The organism is Anaeromyxobacter sp. Red801 (genome assembly GCF_049201065.2).
GTDB lineage: Bacteria > Myxococcota > Myxococcia > Myxococcales > Anaeromyxobacteraceae > Anaeromyxobacter.
Map to the genome: position 1 here is coordinate 265,975 of NZ_CM181236.1, position 19,356 is coordinate 285,330.

At 75.6% G+C, this 19,356-nt stretch carries 21 protein-coding genes; 15 read left to right on the forward strand and 6 right to left on the reverse strand.

Features of this window, described 5'->3' with window-relative positions; genetic code table 11:
- Window positions 1-36: 36 nt before the first annotated feature.
- A complete protein-coding gene (gene serS / locus ACOQFB_RS01150) occupies window positions 37-1,344 on the reverse strand; it encodes a serine--tRNA ligase (protein WP_421609266.1) in 1,308 nt (435 codons plus the stop codon).
- A 225-nt stretch (window positions 1,345-1,569) separates the two neighbouring features.
- Between serS and ACOQFB_RS01155 the strand changes: the two genes are divergently transcribed.
- The 5 genes from ACOQFB_RS01155 to ACOQFB_RS01175 all read left to right on the forward strand — a co-directional run bounded on the left by ACOQFB_RS01155 (window position 1,570) and on the right by ACOQFB_RS01175 (window position 4,980).
- Entirely contained in the window at window positions 1,570-2,115 is a 546-nt protein-coding gene (locus ACOQFB_RS01155; protein ID WP_494492421.1) for a sigma-70 family RNA polymerase sigma factor, read from the forward strand.
- Window positions 2,112-2,624, forward strand: a complete 513-nt coding sequence (locus tag ACOQFB_RS01160; protein WP_421609267.1) for a zf-HC2 domain-containing protein — start codon at window positions 2,112-2,114, stop codon at window positions 2,622-2,624. The genes ACOQFB_RS01155 and ACOQFB_RS01160 overlap by 4 nt, the downstream gene beginning before the upstream one ends.
- A gap of 47 nt (window positions 2,625-2,671) precedes the next feature.
- Window positions 2,672-3,307 carry a periplasmic heavy metal sensor gene (locus tag ACOQFB_RS01165; protein WP_421609268.1) on the forward strand — a complete coding sequence of 212 codons (636 nt, stop codon included), beginning with the start codon at window positions 2,672-2,674 and terminating at the stop codon, window positions 3,305-3,307.
- Between the two features lie 84 nt (window positions 3,308-3,391).
- A complete protein-coding gene (locus ACOQFB_RS01170) occupies window positions 3,392-4,192 on the forward strand; it encodes an SDR family NAD(P)-dependent oxidoreductase (protein ID WP_421609269.1) in 801 nt (266 codons plus the stop codon).
- The gene (locus ACOQFB_RS01175) at window positions 4,189-4,980 is read left to right on the forward strand and encodes a hypothetical protein (protein WP_421609270.1); all 792 of its coding nucleotides are present in this window, start codon (window positions 4,189-4,191) and stop codon (window positions 4,978-4,980) included. The genes ACOQFB_RS01170 and ACOQFB_RS01175 overlap by 4 nt, the downstream gene beginning before the upstream one ends.
- A 297-nt stretch (window positions 4,981-5,277) precedes the next feature.
- Here the strand turns inward: ACOQFB_RS01175 and ACOQFB_RS01180 are convergent, their stop codons facing one another.
- Entirely contained in the window at window positions 5,278-6,069 is a 792-nt protein-coding gene (locus ACOQFB_RS01180; RefSeq protein WP_421609271.1) for an alpha/beta fold hydrolase, read from the reverse strand.
- 166 nt (window positions 6,070-6,235) lie between these two features.
- On the opposite strand from ACOQFB_RS01180, the gene ACOQFB_RS01185 reads away from it, so the two are divergent.
- The 3 genes from ACOQFB_RS01185 (at window position 6,236) to ACOQFB_RS01195 (ending at window position 9,501) form a co-directional block, all read left to right on the forward strand.
- Window positions 6,236-7,696, forward strand: a complete 1,461-nt coding sequence (locus tag ACOQFB_RS01185) for a TldD/PmbA family protein (protein ID WP_059438722.1) — start codon at window positions 6,236-6,238, stop codon at window positions 7,694-7,696.
- The gene (locus ACOQFB_RS01190; protein ID WP_059438721.1) at window positions 7,693-9,015 is read left to right on the forward strand and encodes a TldD/PmbA family protein; all 1,323 of its coding nucleotides are present in this window, start codon (window positions 7,693-7,695) and stop codon (window positions 9,013-9,015) included. Before ACOQFB_RS01185 ends, ACOQFB_RS01190 begins: the two co-directional genes overlap by 4 nt.
- Window positions 9,016-9,126: 111 nt before the next feature.
- Window positions 9,127-9,501 (forward strand): response regulator transcription factor, encoded by a 375-nt coding sequence (locus tag ACOQFB_RS01195; RefSeq protein ID WP_059438720.1) that lies wholly within the window; start codon window positions 9,127-9,129, stop codon window positions 9,499-9,501.
- A 7-nt stretch (window positions 9,502-9,508) separates the two neighbouring features.
- Here the strand turns inward: ACOQFB_RS01195 and ACOQFB_RS01200 are convergent, their stop codons facing one another.
- From ACOQFB_RS01200 to purS, 4 genes are read right to left on the reverse strand one after another with little or no spacing between them, the layout of a single operon-like run.
- Complete coding sequence (locus ACOQFB_RS01200) at window positions 9,509-9,934, reverse strand: hypothetical protein (protein WP_421609272.1); 426 nt, start codon at window positions 9,932-9,934, stop codon at window positions 9,509-9,511.
- Window positions 9,931-10,584: an alpha/beta hydrolase gene (locus tag ACOQFB_RS01205; RefSeq protein ID WP_421609273.1), complete on the reverse strand. Its 654-nt coding sequence runs from the start codon at window positions 10,582-10,584 to the stop codon at window positions 9,931-9,933. The genes ACOQFB_RS01200 and ACOQFB_RS01205 overlap by 4 nt, the downstream gene beginning before the upstream one ends.
- Window positions 10,585-10,625: 41 nt before the next feature.
- Window positions 10,626-11,282 carry a phosphoribosylformylglycinamidine synthase subunit PurQ gene (gene purQ / locus ACOQFB_RS01210; RefSeq protein WP_421609274.1) on the reverse strand — a complete coding sequence of 219 codons (657 nt, stop codon included), beginning with the start codon at window positions 11,280-11,282 and terminating at the stop codon, window positions 10,626-10,628.
- A gap of 18 nt (window positions 11,283-11,300) precedes the next feature.
- The gene (gene purS / locus ACOQFB_RS01215; RefSeq protein WP_012527872.1) at window positions 11,301-11,546 is read right to left on the reverse strand and encodes a phosphoribosylformylglycinamidine synthase subunit PurS; all 246 of its coding nucleotides are present in this window, start codon (window positions 11,544-11,546) and stop codon (window positions 11,301-11,303) included.
- A gap of 64 nt (window positions 11,547-11,610) precedes the next feature.
- On the opposite strand from purS, the gene ACOQFB_RS01220 reads away from it, so the two are divergent.
- From ACOQFB_RS01220 to ACOQFB_RS01250, 7 genes are all read left to right on the forward strand, one after another.
- The gene (locus ACOQFB_RS01220) at window positions 11,611-12,885 is read left to right on the forward strand and encodes a hemolysin family protein (RefSeq protein ID WP_421609275.1); all 1,275 of its coding nucleotides are present in this window, start codon (window positions 11,611-11,613) and stop codon (window positions 12,883-12,885) included.
- A 113-nt stretch (window positions 12,886-12,998) separates the two neighbouring features.
- Window positions 12,999-13,454, forward strand: coding sequence for a hypothetical protein (locus ACOQFB_RS01225; protein WP_421609276.1), 456 nt, complete (start codon window positions 12,999-13,001; stop codon window positions 13,452-13,454).
- 45 nt (window positions 13,455-13,499) lie between these two features.
- The gene (locus ACOQFB_RS01230; RefSeq protein WP_421609277.1) at window positions 13,500-14,873 is read left to right on the forward strand and encodes an MFS transporter; all 1,374 of its coding nucleotides are present in this window, start codon (window positions 13,500-13,502) and stop codon (window positions 14,871-14,873) included.
- A gap of 208 nt (window positions 14,874-15,081) precedes the next feature.
- The gene (locus ACOQFB_RS01235; protein ID WP_421609278.1) at window positions 15,082-16,791 is read left to right on the forward strand and encodes a HEAT repeat domain-containing protein; all 1,710 of its coding nucleotides are present in this window, start codon (window positions 15,082-15,084) and stop codon (window positions 16,789-16,791) included.
- 8 nt (window positions 16,792-16,799) lie between these two features.
- Window positions 16,800-17,750, forward strand: coding sequence for a ParA family protein (locus tag ACOQFB_RS01240; protein WP_421609279.1), 951 nt, complete (start codon window positions 16,800-16,802; stop codon window positions 17,748-17,750).
- A gap of 5 nt (window positions 17,751-17,755) precedes the next feature.
- Entirely contained in the window at window positions 17,756-18,802 is a 1,047-nt protein-coding gene (locus tag ACOQFB_RS01245) for a hypothetical protein (RefSeq protein WP_421609280.1), read from the forward strand.
- Window positions 18,803-18,974: 172 nt separating this feature from the next.
- Window positions 18,975-19,196 carry a hypothetical protein gene (locus ACOQFB_RS01250; protein WP_059437481.1) on the forward strand — a complete coding sequence of 74 codons (222 nt, stop codon included), beginning with the start codon at window positions 18,975-18,977 and terminating at the stop codon, window positions 19,194-19,196.
- Window positions 19,197-19,356 lie beyond the last annotated feature (160 nt).

Consider the following 19,356-nt stretch of genomic DNA (forward strand, 5'->3'; position numbering starts at 1 on the left):
TGTACGCCGGGTCATGCCCCGGCGCGTACCAGGCGGCTACCGCTCCACGCCCCGCGGGAACGTCTCGGCGGCGATCCGCTCGAGGCCCCCCATGTACGGGCGGAGCGGCTCGGGGATGACCACGGTCCCGTCCGCCTCCTGGCACTGCTCCAGGATCGCCACGATGGTGCGCCCCACCGCCACGCCCGAGCCGTTCAGCGTGTGCGCGAGGCGCGGCTTGCCGTTCTCGCCGCGGTAGCGCACGCGGATGCGGCGGGCCTGGAAGTCCTCGCAGTTCGAGACCGAGCTGATCTCGCGGTAGGCGTCCTGGCCCGGGCACCACACCTCGATGTCGTAGGTCTTGGCCGAGGAGAAGCCCATGTCGCCGGCGCAGAGCAGCGAGACGCGGTGGTGCAGGCCGAGCCGGCGCAGCACCTCGCAGGCGTCGTCGAGCATCTTCTCGTGCTCGGCGTAGCTGTCCTCCGCCTTCGAGAGCTTCACCAGCTCCACCTTGTGGAACTGGTGCTGGCGCATGATCCCGCGGGTGTCGCGGCCGGCCGAGCCGGCCTCGGCGCGGAAGCACGGGCTGAACGCGCAGTACGACACCGGCATCGCGCTCGCCTCGAGGATCTCGTCCCGGTGCATGTTGGTGACCGGGACCTCCGCCGTGGGGATGAGGTACATCGGCGGCTCGTTCGTCGTCTTGAACAGGTCCTCCTCGAACTTCGGGAGCTGCCCGGTGCCGGTCATGGTCTCGCCGGTCACGAGGTAGGGCGGGAGGATCTCGGTGTAGCCGCGCGAGGTGTGGACGTCGATGAAGAAGGAGACGATGGCGCGCTCCAGCCGCGCCGCCGCGCCCTTCAGGATGGTGAAGCGCGAGCCGGACAGCTTCGCCGCCTGCTGCCACTCGAGGACGCCCAGCGCCTCGCCCACCTCCCAGTGCGGCCTCGGCGTGAACCCGTAGGCCTTCTTCTCGCCCCAGGTCTTCACCACCACGTTGTCGTGCTCGTCCTTGCCGTCCGGCACCGAGTCGTGCGGCGGGTTCGGGACCAGCATGAGCAGGCGCGACAGCTCCGCCTCGACCTCGCCGAGCGCGGCCTCGGTCTTCTTCACCTCGTCGCCGAGCGCGCGCAGCGAGGCGCGCGCGCCCTCCACCGCGCCCTTGTCGGTACGGGCCAGTTCGCGAATGTTCGCGTTCGCGTCCGCCTGTTCCTTCTTCTGCTTCTCGAGGAGTACGTTCAGCTCACGGCGGCGGGCGGCGAGCGGCTTCACCGGCGCGAGCGCCTGCACCGCGCCCTCGCCCCGGCGGGCGAGGCGGCGCTCGAAGCTCTCGAAGTCGGCGGCGACGGCCTTGAGGTCCAGCATGCGGGAACCCCTTCGAATCGGTTGGAATCCGAGCCGCAGGATTAGTCTTTAACCTCTGGACGGGCAAGGGGTCTTGGCAGGCGTGACCCCGGGGATTCGCATGGCGGACGACGTCGAGAGAGGGCGGCCGACGCTCCGGGTGGTGCCCGGCGGTGCGCGCTCCGCCCCCCGGCGGCCCCCGGCCCCGCGGCGACCCCGGGCGCGCCCGCCGCGATCTCCGACGAGGTGGCGGTCGCGGCGTTCCTGGCCGGCGACGACCGGGCGTTCGGCGAGGTCGTCCGCCACCACGAGCGGCTGGTGCTCGCGCTGGTGCGCCGGTACGCGCGGACCCCGGAGGACGCGCGCGACCTGGCGCAGCGCACCTTCCTTCGCGCCTTCGAGGCGGCGCGCCGCACCCTGGCGCGCGGGGGCGCCGGGGCGGTGCCGTTCCGCCGCTGGCTCGTCCGCGTGGCCGTCAACCTCGGCAAGAACCACCTGCGCGACGAGACGCGCTGGACCCGCGCGCCGCTCGAGGCGCTCGACCGCGACGCGGCCACCCCGGCGGCCGCGCACGAGGCCGCGGTCCGCGCCGAGCGCGAGGCGCGGGTGCGCCGGGCCGTGCTGGGCCTGCCGCGCCGGCAGCGCGAGGTGCTCACGCTGCGCATCGACGCCGAGCTGCCGTTCTCGGAGATCGCCGCCGCGCTCGGCACCACCGAGAACTCCGCCAAGGTGAGCTTCCACCACGCGGTGCGCCGGCTCCAGGCGCTCGCCGGGGAGGAGGAGTCGCCGTGACCGCCTGCCGGGATCAGGCCCTCGCCGTCTCGCTGCACGCCGCGGGCGCGCTGGAGGGCGCCGAGGCGGCCGCGCTGGAGCGGCACCTCGCCGCCTGCGCCGCCTGCCGGGCCGAGGCCGCGCGCGCGGCGGCGCTCCTCTCCGCGGCCCGCCTGCCGCCGCCCGGCGAGGCGGAGCTGCGGGCGCTCGACGGCCTCGCCGAGGCCACGTCGGCGGCCCTCGCGGCGCGCCGCCCGGCCGCGCGGACGCTGCGCGCGCTCGGCACCGGCCGGCGCCTGGCGCTGGGGCTCCTGGCGGTGGCCGCGGCGGCGGCGCTCGTGATCGTGCCCCTCGCCGTCCGGCAGCGGCTGCCCGGCCGCGCGGCCGCGCCGGCGGAGGTGGCCGAGGCGGAGCGCTGGCAGGAGCCGGACCTCGACACGCTCTGGCAGGACACCGAGGTGCTCTCGCTGGAGGAGACATCCTCGGGCGGGCAGGACTCCACGGCGCTCGCCGCGTACGACGGTGGGTGAAGGGCGGTCCTTCACCACCGGGAAACCCACGAAGAAGGAGGAAGGCGATGAGGAAGCTCCTCGCAGTGCTGGTGGTGTTGCCGCTCGCGGCCCTGGCCCAGGGTCGCGGGCCGGGCCCGGGGCCCGGCGGCGGTCAGGGCGCGCAGGCCGGGGCGCAGGCGCCCGGGCCGCGCGGTGATCCGGAGCGGATGGAGCGGCGCATGCGGCTCACCCGGACGCTCGGCCTCGCCGAGGCGCTCGATCTCGAGCCGGAGCAGGCGCTGAAGCTGGGCCAGCAGGTGGGGAAGTTCGACGACAGGCGGCTCGCGCTGCACAAGCAGCTGCACGACGCGCATCAGGTGCTGCGCCGCGCCGCGCAGGGCGAGAAGGTGTCGGCGGGCGAGGTGGACCAGGCCATCAAGACGGCGCTCGACGCCCGCGCGCAGATGCAGGCGATCGACCGCGACGTGGTCGCCACCGTCACGAAGGACCTCTCCCCCGAGAAGCGCGCCCGCGCGGTCCTGTTCCTGGAGCGCTTCCAGGGCCGGTTCGGGCCGGGGATGGGCCCCGGCATGATGAAGTTCCGCCGCGGCGGTCCCGGCCCGGGCAAGGGCATGGGCATGGGCATGGGGCCCGGCATGGGCATGATGCACGGCCCCGGCCCGGGCTGCCTCGGCCTGGCGGACGACGACGACGAGGAGTGAAGTCCGGGGTGCGCGGGTGTGCCGCGCCACCGCGTCCGGGTGACCCCGGGCCTTCGCGGCCCGGGGTTGTTACACTCGGCCGTCATGGCCCCGCCCGCCGCACCCGAGCCGCTCGCCGTCGTCACCGGCGCCTCCGCCGGCATCGGGCTGGCCCTGGCGCGGGAGCTGTCGCGCCGGGGCCGGCCGGTCCTGGCGGTGGCCCGCCGCGAGGACCGCCTCCGCTCGCTCGCGGCGGAGGCGCACGCCGCCGGCCGCGCCGAGATCCACCCGCTCGCGCTCGACGTCTCCGCCCCGGGCGCGCCGGAGCGGCTGGTCGAGGCGGCGCGGCGGCTGGGCGGCGCCGGGCTGCTCGTCAACAACGCCGGCCTCGGCCAGTACGGCCGCTTCGAGCGCGCCAACCCGGCGCGGCTCGCGGCCATGCTGCGCGTCAACTGCGAGGCGCTGGTGCTCATCGCGCACGCGTTCCTGCCCGAGCTGCGGGCGGCGGGCGGCGGCGCGATCCTGAACGTCGCCTCGGCCGCCGCGTTCCAGCCGACCCCGTACATGGCGGTGTACGGCGCCACCAAGGCGTTCGTGCTCTCGTTCACCGAGGGGCTGGCGGAGGAGCTGCGCGGCAGCGGCGTGTGGGCGGGCGCGTTCTGCCCGGGGCCGGTGGACACCGAGTTCGGCCAGGTGGCCGGCACGGGCGGCCGGTTCGGCACGCCGCCGGGCATGCTCACCGCGGAGGCGGCCGCGCTCGAGGCGATCGAGCAGCTCCGCGACCGCGAGGTGGTGTGGGTGCCGCACCCGATCTACAAGCTCACCGCGGCCGCGTCGCGCCTGGTCCCCCGGGCGGTCCTGCGCCGCGTCTCGGGCCGGGTCCACCGGCCGACGGAGGATGCATGAGCCGCAGGCGAGGGAAGGGCGAGGACGCCACGCCGGGGATCGCGCCGGTGTACGAGGGGCCGGAGGTGCTCTCGGCGCTGCTCGAGCGGGCCGGCTCGAAGAACCGCGCCGAGGACGTGGTGGCGATGTTCACGCAGGCGCAGGCGGCGGGCGAGCCGCGCTCGGCGGTCATCCCCGGCATCTTCCAGGACGAGCCGCGCTTCGAGTCGCCGGAGGCGGCGCGGCGGCTCTACTCGAACCTGTTCGGCCTGTGGGCCCGCCTCGCCGCGGGCCTCGGCGCGCTCGACGACGCGCCGGAGGTGGTGCCGGAGCCGGCCGCGCCGCCCGAGCTGCCGGAGCGCGGCGCCGGCGAGGGCGAGGTGCTCGAGCCGGAGCTGGTCGAGGCGGTGTGGAAGAACCTGGCCGCCGCCGCGCCGCGCGAGCTGCAGCGCCGCCGCGACCGCTTCCAGAACGTCCAGCCGGACCTCGCCGCCTGGCTCGACGCCGCGCCCCTCCCCGACGCCGCCGCGGTGGCCGCGCAGGACCTCGCGTTCGAGGCCTGGGCCATGTTCGACCAGGCGTTCGGCGAGCGGCTCGGCGCGGTCGAGTACCACCAGCTCCGCGCCGTCGAGAAGGAGCCGCCGCCGCTCGAGAGCGTGCAGCCCGCGCTCGCCGCGTACGTCGCCGAGCAGCTCGACGTGCTCGCCGACGACGACCCGAACGTCACCGAGGAGGTCCGCGCGCAGATCGAGCGCGCCGTGACCGCCGCGGTGGCGGGGCTGACCGAGTCGGTGCGGGAACCGTCGTAGCCTCGTTCTCCGCTCGTGGTTCGACAGGCTCACCACGAGCGGATGGAAGGGCTCACCACGACCCTTCGACTCCGGCCGCACCTGCGGTGCGGCCTACGCTCAGGGTGAGCGAGCTTTGGTCGCTCATTCCGCCGGATGCAGGCCGCTCACCCTGAGCGTAGGCGGGCCACGGCCCGCCGGAGTCGAAGGGTCATTCCGAGCGTAGCGCGGCGGCAAGGCCGCGCGGAGTCGAGGGAGCCTGCGCCGCGGCTCCGAACCCCGCTCATCCTGAGCCTGTCGAAGGATGAGCGGAGGCCGCTACGCCGGCAGCCCGTCCACGAACGCGGTCAGCGCGGCGTCGAACGCCGCGGGGTTCTCGACGTTCGCGAGGTGCCCCGCGTCCGGGATGGTGACGAGCTTCGCGCCCTTCACGCCGTCGGCGATCTTCCTCGCCTCGGCGGGCGGGGTCATGCCGTCCTCCGCGCCGACCACGACCAGCGCCGGGCAGGCGATGGTCGCGAGCGTGGGGATCGAGTCCTGGCGCTTCGCCATCCCGCGCTGCGCGGCGGCGACGCCCGCGGGCGTGCCGTCGAGGATGAGGTGCCGGACCTCCTTCACCACCGCCGCGTCCGCGCCCGGCCGCAGCAGCTTCGGCACCATCTCGTCCGCCACCCAGCCCAGCCCCTTCTCCAGGGCGGTGCGCGCGAACTTCTCGCGGTTCGCCTTGCCGACTTCGTCGTCCGCGCCGGCCTTGGTGTCGCAGAGCGCGATCCCGCGGAACAGGCCGGGCGCCTGGCGGTACAGCTCGAACGCGAGGTAGCCGCCCATCGACAGCCCCGCCACCGCCGCGCGCCCGACGCGCAGGTGCGCGAGCAGCGCCCGCACGTCGCCGGCGAGCAGGTCGAGCGTGGACGCCTCGGGCGGCGTGCCGCTCTTGCCGAGGCCGCGGTAGTCGAGCGCGATCACCCGGTGCTTGCGCTCGAGCGCGGCGATCTGCCGCGTCCACATCCCGGAGTGGAGCGGGAAGGCGTGGAGGAGGACGACGGCGCTCGAGCCGCTTCCGGCGTCGCGCCAGTGGATCTCGGTTCCGTTCAGGTTGGCGACGGGCATTCCCGAAGCATTAGCACTCCGCTGCGCGCCCGTCCGCTTCCCGCCCGCGGCCGCCCCGGCCGGCGCCGCCGGCGCGCCGCCGCGGCCACGCGGGCAGGGCGCCCCGGCCGGATCCGCGTTACACCTATCCACTCGGACCCGCCCAGGCGGCGGAGCAAGGGATCGGATGAGCGAGTACGGACAGGGGGCCCCGGCCGGCCCGCGCGAGGGGATCGGCTACTTCGCGCGCTTCGGCGTGACCGAGCGGATGATCGCCGAGACGCTCTCGGCGGCGCTCTCGCGCGGCGGCGACCACGCCGACGTCTTCTTCCAGCACCGGGTGTCCTCGGACCTCGGCGTCGAGGACGGGGCGGTGAACCGCGCCTACGCCAGCGTCGAGCTGGGCGTGGGCGTACGCGTGGTGAAGGGCGACCAGACCGGCTACGGCTACACCGAGGACCTCTCGCTGCCGGCGCTGGTCGAGTGCGCCCGCACCGCCGCGGCCATCGCCGACGGCCCCTCGCGCCCCGGCCCGCAGCGCCTGCACGTCCAGGGCGGCCTGCCCGACCGCTACCCGCTCGTCCGCCCGTGGAGCGAGGTGCGGCCCGAGGAGAAGCTGCCGCTCGTCGCCGGCCTCAACGAGCGCGCCTTCGCGGCCGACCCGCGGGTCAAGAAGGTGAACGTGTTCCTCCGCGACGAGGACGGCGCGGTGCTGCTCGCCGACTCGTCGGGCCGGGTGGTCGAGGACCGCCAGCCCATGACGCTGCTCTACCTCTCGGTGCTCGCCGAGGAGAACGGGCGGCGCGAGCAGAGCGGCTACAACGTGGCCGGCCGCGCCGGCTTCGAGTTCTACACGCCCGAGCGGCTCGACCGCGTGGTGCGCGAGGCGGTGGACCGCACCTCGGTGCTGTTCGAGGCGGGCGCGCCGCCGGCAGGCGAGATGCCGGTCGTGCTCGCGGCCGGCTCCTCCGGCATCCTGCTCCACGAGGCCATCGGCCACGGCATGGAGGCGGACTTCAACCGCAAGGGCGTGTCCATCTACGCCGACAAGATCGGCAAGCCCATCGCGAAGCCGTTCGTGAACATCGTGGACGACGCCGCCAACCCGGGCGCGCGCGGCGCCATCAACGTGGACGACGAGGGGAACGCGGCCGGCACCACACACCTGGTGGAGAACGGCGTCCTCGCCACCTACCTCCACGACTCGATCTCGGCGCGCCACTACGGCGTCGCCCCCACCGGCAACGGCCGCCGCGAGAGCTACCGCTACCCGCCGCTCCCGCGCATGCGCTCCACGTACATGCTCCCCGGCCCGCACCGGACCGAGGAGATCATCCAGTCGGTGAAGAAGGGCATCTACTGCGTGAACTTCTCCAACGGCCAGGTCAACATCGGCGCCGGCGACTTCACCTTCTACGTGAAGAACGGCTGGCTCATCGAGGACGGGAAGCTCACCCGCCCGGTGAAGGACGTGAACATCATCGGCAACGGCCCGAAGGCGCTCGAGCAGGTGGACATGGTCTCCGACGACCTCGCCATCGACGAGGGCGGCTGGACCTGCGGCAAGGACGGGCAGAGCGTGCCGGTGTCGCAGGGCCTGCCCACGGTGCGCGTCGCCTCGATGACGGTCGGCGGGAGGGGCTCGTGAAGGACCTGCTCGAGATCGCGCGCGAGGCCGCCGCGCTGGCGCGGCAGCGGGGCGCGGACGAGGCCGCGGTGGGCGCGTACCGCGCGCGGCACGTCGAGGTGGCGTGGCGCGACGGCCGGCTCGAGAAGGTGAGCGAGGCCACGACCCGCGGGCTCGGCCTCGACCTCTACGTGGACGGCCGCTACGTCTCGGTGGGCACGAGCGACCTGCGCCCCGAGGCGCTGGAGCGGTTCGTGTCCGACTCGGTGGTGCTCGCGCGCACGCTCGCGCCCGACCCGTACCGCCGGCTCCCGGATCCCGAGCTGTACCAGGGCCAGGCGGCCATCGACCTCGAGCTCGAGGACCCGCACCACGGCGCGCTCGACGCGGCGGAGCGGCGCCGCCAGGCCGAGGCCATCGAGGTGGCCGCCCGCGCGGTCCCCGGCGCGCACGCGATCCTGTCGGTGTCCACCAGCGTCTCCGACTCGCTCAGCGAGAGCGCGCTCGTCCACACCAACGGCTTCGAGGGCCGGCGGCGCGGCACCGACTTCTGGATCGGCGCCGAGGTCACGGTGAAGGACCCCGACGGCCGGCGCCCCGAGGAGTACGCGTCGTCGGGCGCCCGCCACCGCGCCGACGTGGAGTCGCCCGAGGTCATCGGCCGGCGGGCGGGCGAGCGGGCGGTCGCCCGCATCGGCACGCGCAAGGGCGAGTCGGCGGTGACCGCGCTCGCGGTGGACAACCGCGCCTCCGGCCGGCTGGTGGGCTCGCTGTTCGGGCCGCTCTCGGCCTCCTCCATCCAGCAGAAGCGCTCGTACCTCGAGGGCAAGGTCGGCGCCGAGGTCGGCAGCCCGCTCCTGGACGTGCGCGACGAGCCGCACGTCCGCCGCGGCCTCGGCTCGCGCCTGTACGACGGCGAGGGGCTCGCGGCGCGGCCGTTCCCGGTGTTCGAGCGCGGCGTGCTCCGCAGCCTCTACGTGGACACCTACTACGGCCGGAAGCTCGGCCTGCCGCCCACCACCGGCCGCTCCTCGAACCTCGCCTGGAAGCTCGGCGAGCGCTCGCAGGCGGCCCTGCTCGCCGAGATGGGCGAGGGCGTCCTCGTCACGGGGTTCCTGGGTGGCAACTCGAACGGGACCACGGGCGACTTCTCGCTCGGGGTGCGCGGCTTCCGGGTGCGCGCCGGTGCGCTGGCGGAGCCGGTGGGGGAGATGAACGTCTCCGGCAACCACCTCGAGCTCTGGAAGCGGCTGGTGGCGGTGGGCGACGACCCGTACCGCTACTCCGCCATGCGGACCCCGACGCTGGTGTTCGAGGGCGTCCAGCTCGCCGGCACCTGAGCGCGGCGTGCGGGTCGACCCGCCCCGCCGGCCGTCCCCGGGCCCAGGGACCCCCGCCATGCCGAGGGTGCGAATTTGCAGGCCGAGCGGGGCATGGATATTCCTGTAGTCGTGGCGCGCGTGCTCATCGTCGACGACGAGTCGGACATCCGCCAGGCGGTCGCCGAGGTGCTCGCCGAGGAGGGCCACCAGGTGGTCGCGGCGGGCGACGGCGAGGAGGCGCTCGCCCAGATCCGGGCGTTCCACCCGCAGCTGGTCCTGCTCGACCTCATGATGCCGGTGATGAACGGCTGGGAGTTCCGGGCCGCGCAGAAGGGCGATCCGGACATCAGCGCGATCCCGGTGGTCATCCTCTCGGCCATGGGCCGCGAGGGCGCCATCGACGCCGACGGCTACATCCAGAAGCCGTTCGACCTCGAGATGCTGCTGTCGGCCGTCCGCCGGCACGCCCAGTCGGCGTCGCCGCCGGCGGCGCAGAACGCGTAGCCCTCGCCTACCTCCGCCACGCCACCGCGACGCCCGGCAGGCGCCCGCCCGCGCGCAGCGCCTCGATCCCCCTCCGCCCCGCGTCCACCGCCTGCGCCACGCGGTCGGTCGCGTCCGCGTCCGCCTCCAGCGTCTCGCAGGCCGAGGAGAGCACCTCGCCGAGCAGGCGCCACTCCGTGTCCAGCGCGCCGCCGTCGGGGCCCGCCTGCAGCCGCACCAGGCCGGTGGTCCGCGCCCAGGCCTCCTCCGGCGGCGTGCCGCGCGCGAGCGCCTCGCCCACGGCGCCCACGAACGCCTCCACCACGCCGTCCAGCGCGGCCGCGGGCGGACGCCGGCCGTCCCACGCCGTGGCGCGGGCCGACCGCCAGATGCGGGCCAGCTCCCCTCGCGCGGCCGCGATCGCCTCGCCGGTCCGCCGGGCGTCGAGCCTCACGGGATCCGCGCCTCCTCGAGGAGCCAGCCGAGCGCCGCCTCCGCCTCGCGCTGCAGCGCGGGGAGGTCCTCGGTGAAGAGGTGCGTCGTCCCGGGCACCACCGCGAGCCGCCGCGGCCCGCGCGACCCCTCCAGCACCGCGCGCACGTCGTCCGGCAGGCCGAACGCGTCCCGCTCCGCCTGGACCACCGCGGCCGGCTGCTCCACCGCGCGCGCGTCGGCGGCGTCGCGCACGAGGTCGAGGTCGGCCGAGCGGAGCGCGAGGCCCGCCAGCAGGAGCCCGCGCACGCGCGGGTCCGGGCCGCCCGCCAGGATCGTCATCCACGAGCCGAAGGAGAACCCGCAGCACAGGAGCGGCAGGTCCGGGTGGCGCGCGGCGAGCCAGCCGAGCGCGGCGCGCGTGTCCTCCACCTCGCCGAGGCCGCGGTCGTAGGCGCCCGCGCTCAGGCCCACGCCGCGGTAGTTGAAGCGGAGCGTGTGGCCGCCCTGCGCGCGCACCGCCCGCGCCAGCCGGTAGGTGGCGTGGTTGTGCATGGTGCCGCCGAAGCGCGGGTGCGGGTGGCACACCAGCGCGGCGAACCGCGCGCCGGGCACCTCCTCCAGCAGCGCTTCCAGCCGGCCCGCGGGCCCGGTGAGATCGACCTGTGGCAACGTCCGTCCTCGGCCCCCCGGGAGCGGGCGGCGCCGCCCGATCAGCCGAGCAGCGCCGCGAACATGCGCTTGCCGTCCTCGAGGCCGAGGATCGACTCGCTGGCGCGATCGGGGTGCGGCATGAGGCCGACCACGTTGCGCGACGGGCCGCCGGAGATGCCGGCGATGTCGCGGGCCGAGCCGTTCGGCGCGCCGCCCACGTAACGGAACACGACGCGCCCGTCGCCCTCGAGCCGGTCGAGCGTCTCCGGGTCGGCGAAGTAGTTCCCCTCGGCGTGCGCGATGGGCATGGTCAGCGACTGGCCGACCAGGCCGCGCGTCACCGGCGTCTCCTGCCCCTCGACGCGGATGGTGACGTCCTTGCAGATGTACTTCAGCGACGCGTTCCGCATGAGCACGCCGGGCAGCAGCCCGGCCTCGCACAGGATCTGGAACCCGTTGCAGATGCCGAGCACCGGGCCGCCCCGCTCCGCGAACGTGACGAGGTCGGCGATGACCGGCGAGAAGCGGGCCAGCGCGCCGCAGCGGAGGTAGTCGCCGTAGCTGAAGCCGCCCGGCACCACCACCGCGTCGAGCTTCTCGGGCAGGCGGTCCTTGTGCCAGACGTACTGGGCCTCGGCGCCCATGACGTGCTTCACCACGTGGTAGCAGTCGTGGTCGCAGTTGGAGCCGGGGAAGGTGAGGATGCCGACGCGCATGGTGCGGTGCCGTCCGAGCTAGAGCTCGATCCGGAAGTCCTCGATGACGGTGTTGGCGAGCAGCTTGCGGCACATCTCCTCGAGCCGCTTCCGCGCCTCGGCCTCGGGCAGCTTCTCGTCGAGGGCGACCTCGATGAACTTGCCCAGCCGGACGTCCGAGACCTCGCCGTAGCCCATCGCGTGCAGGGCGCGGTTCACCGCCGACCCCTGCGGGTCCAGCACCCCGCGCTTGAGCGTGACGTACACGCGCGCCTTCTTCGCCATGCGCGGGTTTATAGCAGAATCCGCCCCGTGCGCCTCACCCGGGTTTTGCTAGGGTACGGGGTCGATGGAGGGAGCTTCGGCAGCGGAGATCTCGTGGCTGGTCGCGGGGATCGCGGCGCTCCTGGCGCTGCGGGCGGTCGCCGCCGCGCTGGAGGCGGCGCTGGTGGCGGTGGGCGTGCCGCGGGCGCAGGCGCTCGCCCGGCCGCCCGACGCGGGCGTGCGCGCCCGGGCCCTCGGCGCGCTGGCCGGCGACGCGGAGGCCACCGCGTTCACGCTCCGCGCCGCCGCCACGCTCGGCACGCTGCTCGCGGGCGTGCTGGCCGGCGCCGGCGGCCCCGCGCTCGTCCCCGGGCTGCCGCCGTGGCCGGCGCGCCTGGTGGCCGCGCTGGTCGCGGGCCTGCTCTCGCTGCCGCTCTCCGCCGCGGCGCGGGGCCTCGGGGCCTCGCACGGCGAGGGGGTCGCGCTCGCGCTCTCGCTGCCGTTCCGCGGCCTGAGCGAGCTGCTCCGGCCGCTCGCCCGCGTGGTGGCCTGGGCCGCCGGGCGCCGCGCCCGCTTCTCGCTCCCGCCGCCGCCGCTCGACGAGATGGAGCGCGCTCTCGCCGAGTACGCCGGGCGCGCCGGCGCCGGCTCGGAGGGCACCCGCGAGCTCATCCACAACGTCTTCGAGTTCCGCGAGAAGGTCGCGCGCGACGTGATGGTCCCGCGCACCGACGTGGTGGCGGTGGAGATCGGCACGCCGGTGCCGGAGATCATCCGCACCCTCGCCGAGGAGGGCCACTCGCGCATGCCGGTGTACCGCGACAGCCTCGACCAGATCGCCGGCGTGCTCCACGCGCGCGACCTCGTCCCGCTGCTCGCGCACCCCGAGCTCATCGTGCTCGCGGACATCCTGCGCCCGGCGCACTTCGTCCCGTGGTCGAAGCCGGTCGAGCAGCTCCTGCGCGAGATGCAGCGCCGCCACCTGCACATGGCGTTCGTGGTGGACGAGTTCGGCGGCGTGATGGGCATCTGCACCATCGAGGACGTGCTCGAGCAGATCGTCGGCGACATCCAGGACGAGTTCGAGGAGGACGAGGGGCGCGAGGTGGAGCAGCACGCCGACGGCACGTTCACGGTGCAGGGCGGCGCGCCGGTGGCGGAGTTCAACCGCGCCGCGCAGGCCGCCGTCCCCGAGGACCAGGGCTTCGAGACCATGGCCGGCTTCGTCTCCTCGCTGGCGGGCGCGATCCCGGCGCGCGGCGACCGGTTCTTCTGGAAGGGCTGGGTGTTCACCGTGGCCGAGGCCGACCCGCGCCGCGTCGTGAAGGTGCGGGCGGCGCGGGTGAAGCGCGGCGGGTAGCGCGCCGGGGTCCCGCGGCCGGCCGGCCGGTGGGCGGGCGTGAGCCCCCCGGGCGAGTCCCGCCCCGCCCCGGCCGTGCCGGGCGGGGGGCCAGGGGTTACGGTTCCGGCGCCATGACCGACGAACGCAACGGCGTGCAGCTCGGCCAGGCGGTCCGCGATCTCGACGGCCGGCCGCTGGGTCGCGTGGACGCGCTCTACGAGTGGGGTTTCCGCGTGGTGAAGGGCTTCCCCATCCTGTTCCGGCAGGAGCAGGTGCTCCGCTACGACGAGGTGCGCGGCGAGCGCGACGGCGCGCTGGTGGTGGCCCGCAGCGAGGCGGCGCTGCTCCAGCTGGCGGAGGGGGAGATCCCGGACATCTGGCGCGTCCCCACCCCGCGCGCGTTCCCCGCCGCCGCCACGCCCTCCGAGGCGCGCGATCTGTTCGCGGAGCTGGCCGCCGGGCGCGCCGCCTCCGCCGCGCCGCCGCCGGGCGTCCCCGAGCCGCAGCCGCTGCCCGCCGAGGACGAGCGGGACTACGTGCGGAGCCGCGGCGAGTCCTTCCCGGCGGGGCCGCCCCCGCCGCCCTGATCTCGGCCCGCACCTCCGCGGCGCTCTCGGGTAATGTGCGCGGCCATGACCGAGGCCGCCCCCTCGCCGCGCCCGCAACCGGCCGGCTACCGATGGCTGGTGCTGCTCGCCTGCAGCGTGGCGATGTTCGGCAACTACTACGTCTTCGACGCGCTCTACCCGGTCACCCCGCTGCTCGAGAAGGCGTTCGGGTTCACCGGCGAGCAGGTCGGCCTGCTCGACACCGCCTACAACGTCGCGGCGCTGCTCACGCTCCTCGCCGGCGGCGTGCTCATCGACCGGCTCGGCACGGCGCGCTCGTCGGTGCTGTTCGGCGCGATCGGCGCGGCCGGCACGCTGCTCATCGCGTTCGGCCCGGTGCTCACCCCGGGCACGCCGGCGCTGGGCATGGCGGCGGGCCGCTTCGTGCTCGGCGTCGGCTCGGAGCTGTTCATCGTGGCCGCGACCACGGTGGTGGGGCGCTGGTTCAAGGGCAAGGAGATCTCCTTCGCGCTCGCGGTCCAGCTCCTCATCGCGCGCTTCGGCTCGCTCGCCGCCGACCAGTCGCCGAACTTCGCCGGCGGCCTGTTCGAGCGCGGCTGGCAGGCGCCGCTCCTGCTCGCCGGCGTGCTGGGCGTGGCCTGGTTCGTGTTCGCGGTGGTCTACGCCGGGCTCGAGGCGAACGCGGCGCGCCGCTACGGGGTGAAGGGCACGGTCTCGACCGACAAGCTGGTGCTCGGCGACCTGGTCCGGTTCGACCGCGCCTACTGGTGGGTGGTCGGCCTCTGCGTCGCGTTCTACGCGACCATCTTCCCGTTCCGCACCTTCGCGAACCTGTTCTTCATCGACTACCGCGGCCTCTCCAACGAGGCCGCCGGCAGCCTGAAGAGCGTGCTGCCGCTGCTCTCGATGATCGGCATGCCGCTGTTCGGGCTCCTCGCGGACCGGTTCGGCAAGCGCGCCCTGATGATGGCGGCGGGGTCGGCGCTGCTCGTGCCGCCGTTCCTGCTCATGCTGTGGTGGCACACCGGCGTGGTGCTGCCCGAGGTGCGCCTGCCGCTGCTCGGGACGGTGCTGGCGGCGGGCACGCCGCTCGAGCTGGTGCTCGCCATGGCGATGATGGGGCTCGCCTTCGCGCTCGTGCCGGCGGTGCTCTGGCCGGCGGTCACCTACCTCGTGCCCGGGACTCGGCTCGGCTCCGCCTACGCGCTCATGACGTTCTGCCAGCAGGTGGGCTGGGCGGCGATGAGCTGGGGCATGGGCAAGGTGAAGGACGTGGGGCACGCCAGCGCCGCCGCGCCGGGCGGCTGGGTGCCGGTGGTGCTGATGCTGGCGGTGCTCTCCAGCGCGGGCTTCGTGTTCTCGTTCCTGCTCTGGCGCTCCGAGCGCGGTGCGGGCGCGCACGGGCTGGAGGACGTCACGCCGGGTGAACACGCCTGAGCGCGTGAGCGCCGGGCCAGGACGCCCGGTCCGGGCCGGGATCACCGGCCTGGGCCGCCCGTCAAGTTGTTTGCCATCGGGATCCCGAACCCGTATGCTGCGATATCGACGCAAGATCCCGGGATCAGGGGATCTGGCGGGCGCGCGGCGGCGGGCGGCGCGTTGGCCCGAGGGCGGGTGAATGGCGGACGGGGCGAAGGTCAACGGAGTGGCGGCGGCGATCGATCCGGAGGGGCTCCTCAGGAGCGCGCTCGAGAAGATCGTCTTCTTCGAGTGCCGCGTGTCCCAGCTCGAGTCCGAGCTCGCGGCGGCGCGCACCATCGCCGAGCGGGCGCGCGCCGACGCGGCGAAGGCGCACCGGCGCGAGGTGGAGCTGGAGCAGGCCGCCTCGGCCGAGCGCGGCGCGCGCGCCGACGCGCAGGCGCAGGCGGACGACCTCGTCGATCGGGTGCGGCTGCTGGAGGGCGAGCGGGAGCGGCTCCTGTCCGGCCTGGTGGAGCGCGCCCGCATCGGCGGCGCGCCCGGCGCGGACGGCGCCCCCGGCCCGGACGAGGGCGGGGCGGACCTCGCCGGCTTCATCGCCGAGCTGCGCGCCGAGATCGAGACGCTGCGGGCGTGGAAGGCCGCGGCCGAGGCGGGCGGCGTCCGGGTGGACGCCGGCGGCACCGTGCACGTGCCGAAGGCCCGCGAGGGCGCCGAGGCGGTGGCGCAGCTCGCCGGCCGGTTCGAGGCCGAGGGGCGGGTGGGGCTCTCCGGGCGCGACACCGACCGGATGAAGGAGCTGCTCGCCACGCGCGCCGACCGCGTGCTCTACGAGCGGTCCATGGACGACCTGCGCGCCCCCGACGCGCGCACCCGCCAGCGCGCCGTCCGCACGCTGGAGGCGCTCGGCTCGAAGGCCGCCGCGCCGCTGCTCGCCGCCGCGCTCGGGCGCGAGGAGGACGGCGAGGTGAAGGCGGCGCTGCTCGGCGCGCTGGCCCGCTTCAAGGAGCCGTTCGCGGCGCCGCTCGCGCAGCGGGCGCTCGAGGACGCGCGCCCGGCCGTGCGCGTGGCGGCGCTGGAGGCGCTGAACGCCGTCGCCGCCGGCGACGCGGAGCCGCGGCTCGCCGACGCGCTCTCGGATCCGAGCCCCATCGTCCGCCGCCGCGCGGCGCTCCTGCTCGGCTTCGCGCCGGGCGAGCGCGCCGAGGCGGCGCTCTCGGTCGCGCTCGGCGACCCCGACCGCGGCGTGGCCCGCGCGGCGGCGGCGGCGCTGTCCGGCCGGCCCACCGCGCGCGCCCAGGGCGCGCTGGCGCGCGCGCTCGAGCACCCCGACGACAGCGTCCGCCGCGCGGCCGCCTCGGCGCTGTCGCGCGTGGCCGGCGAGCGCATCTCGTCCGACGGCTCCGCGCCCGCGCGCCGGGCCGCCTCGCGCCGCATCGCCGAGCGGCTCGCCGCGATGGACGGGGCGGCGCTGCGGGACGCGGTGATCGCGGGCGCCGACGCCGTCGCGACCGCCTCCCCCGCCCGCCCCTCGACGGGCTCGGGGCGAGCGGAGGTCCAGGCTTCCGCGCCGGCCTCGATCGCCCCCGCCCGGCACGCACCCCCTTCCCCCGCCCGGCCCCCGGCGAGCTCGGGGCGAGCGGAGGTGCGGATTCCCGCTCCCACCTCCCCCGCTCGTGCCGAGCCTGTCGAGGCACGCCCCCTCGCCGCCGCCGCCCGCACCGCGGTGGCGGTCGCCGTCGTGGAGGCCGCCCCCGCCGACCCCGGCCTCGACGCCGGGATCGTGGGCGAGGTCCGCATCGCGCTCCGCGGCTGCACCGCCGCGGATCTTTCCGCCGTGCTCGGCGCGCCGCAGCCACGCGTCGACGCCGCGCTCGCCGCGCTCGCGGCCCGCGGCGCCCTCGTCCAGCGCGGGGCGCGCTGGTTCATGGCATAGAGGACACGATGGAGAACGTCCGGTACACCGCGAAGCGCCTCGCCGAGATCGTCGGCGCCACCGAGAAGCAGGTGGCGTCGGCGCTGGGCCGCAAGGACGGCTTCGGCATGGCGGACCTCCCGGTCCTGCGCGAGAAGCTGAAGCGCACGCCCGAGCCGTTCCCGCACCGCATCCAGCTCTTCCTCAACTTCAAGGGCGGCACCGGCAAGACCAGCCTCTCGACCTCCTACGCGTACCGCCTGGCCGAGCGCGGTTACCGCGTGCTCATGATCGACCTCGACAGCCAGGGCCACGCCACCAAGTGCCTCGGCCAGGAGGGCTCGAGCTTCACCCGCACGCTGCACGAGGTGCTCATCCGCAAGGTGCCCATCGACGAGGTCACCGTCCCGACCGGCATGCCGAACCTGTCGCTGGTCCCGGCGAACCTCGCCATGAGCACCATCGACCTCGCGCTCATGCCGCTCGCCGGGCGCGAGTTCCGGCTGCGGAACGCGCTGCAGGGCACCCGGGCGCGCTACGACTTCGTCGTGCTCGACGCGCCGCCGTCGTTCGGGCTGCTCAACCTGAACGCGCTCATGGCGGCCACCGACCTCGTCATCCCGGTGCTGGCCGACTTCCTCTCCTACGACGGCCTGCGGCTGCTGTTCGAGACGATCCAGGGGCTGGAGCAGGACCTCTCGCACCAGCTCGAGAACATCTTCATCGTGGTGAACGCGTTCAACCAGACGTTCAAGATCGCCCGCGAGGCGCTGGGCGCGCTCCGCGAGCACTACGCCGACTACCTGCTCGACACGGTGGTCCGCCAGTGCACCAAGTTCGCGCAGGCGTCGAGCGAGGGCTGCCCCATCTTCGGCTTCGACGCCGACTCGAAGGGCGCGAACGACCTCGAGGCGGTGCAGCAGGAGATCCTCGGGCGCGTCAAGGCCGCCGCCGCGGCCGCCGGCGCCGCGGGAGCGTGACCGACATGCGCAAGGCCTTCGACGCCAACGTCCCCAAGCTGAAGCCGCGGCTCCGGACCGCCGGCCTGCCCGCCGCGCCCGCGCCCGAGCCGGAGGCCGAGGTGAGCCCCGTGGCCGAGGCGGCCGCCGTCGCCGAGGCGCCGGTCGCCGCCGAGCCGGCCGCGGCGGTCGCGCCCGCGGCCCCCGAGCCGCGCGCCGCCGCCGAGCGCGGGCGGGTCGCGATCCACGCCGCCGCCGAGGCCGCCGCGCAGGTGAGCGCGGCCGAGCCTGCGCCGGCCCCGGCGCCGGCCCCCGCGCCCGCCCCGGTGGCGCGGGCCGCAGCCCCCGCGGTCGCCGCGCCGGTCGCCCCCGCGGCCGAGCCGGCCGCCGCGCCGCAGGGCGACGTGCACGAACGCCGGGAGCGGCTGCAGAAGATCAAGCGCCGGGTGGCCGAGGCTGCGAAGCCCGCGCCGCGCATCGAGCCGGTGCCGGCCGATCCGGGCCGCGCCGCCGAGAGCGTGCTCGGCCTGGTGAAGGACCTCGAGGCCGAGCTCATGCGCGCGCGCGAGCGCGAGGAGGCGCTCCGCGCCGACCTCGACGAGGCGCGCCAGGAGCTGGCCCGCGCCGCCGGCGAGGCGCGCGGGGCCACCGAGCGGCTCGCGGTGGCCGAGAAGGAGCTCGAGGACAAGCGCGGCGTGCTCTCCGACCTGCTCGGCGAGATGGACGCGCTGGAGCAGGAGCGCGACGAGTCGGTGCGCCGCGCGCAGGCGCTCTCCGCGCTCGACGAGGAGCGCGCGCGCCTGCTCGACGAGGTCACCCGCCGCGCCGACGAGGAGGCGCGCGTGCGCGCCGAGCGCGAGCAGGAGGTGGAGCGCCTCTCCGAGGAGCTCCGCGCCGGCGCCGCCGACGGCGCCCGCCTGCGCACCGCGGTGGGCGAGCTGGCCCGGGAGCGCGATCAGCTCGCGGCCGAGCTGGACCGGCTCCGCGCCGAGCGCGACGAGCTCGCCTCGGCGAAGCGGGCGCTCGAGCAGGTGCACGCGGCGCTGGCGCAGGCGCGCGCGCGCCTGGGCTGACGCGCCAATCACCGAGCGAAGACGCGACCCTGTCCGCCTGCGCGGCGGCGGGCCGCGCCGCTCGCACCGGGCGACCATTCGCCGCATGGTGCGGGTGACCCTTCGGGTGAGCGAGGGGCTAGAATCCCCATGCTCGATGGAAGGCGCCGTGGACGGGCGCCGGAGGGACCGGATGGCCAGCTGCCCCCGCATCGCCGCGTGCCCGCTGTTCGCCCAGTTCGCGATGAAGTCGTCCCTGCGCGTGTGGCAGGGCTACTACTGCGAGGGCGACTTCGCGCGCTGCGAGCGGTTCAAGCTCGCCTCCGCCGGCGCCGTGGTTCCCTTGAACCTCCTGCCCAACGGCAAGTCGCTCGCGGTGCCGCTCGAGCAGCTGGAGCCGAAGCACCTGCAGTGACACGCGCGCCGCGCCGGGGGGGGTCGCGGCGCGCGTGGTCGGTCTGGGGCGGGGAGGGACGCAGCGGGGGGGACGGGGGACGCGGGGCGGGCACCACGCCGCCCCGCGCGCTTTTTTCCCCGACGAGCCGTTGCCCCGGGCCTCCGCCGGCGCCATGCCT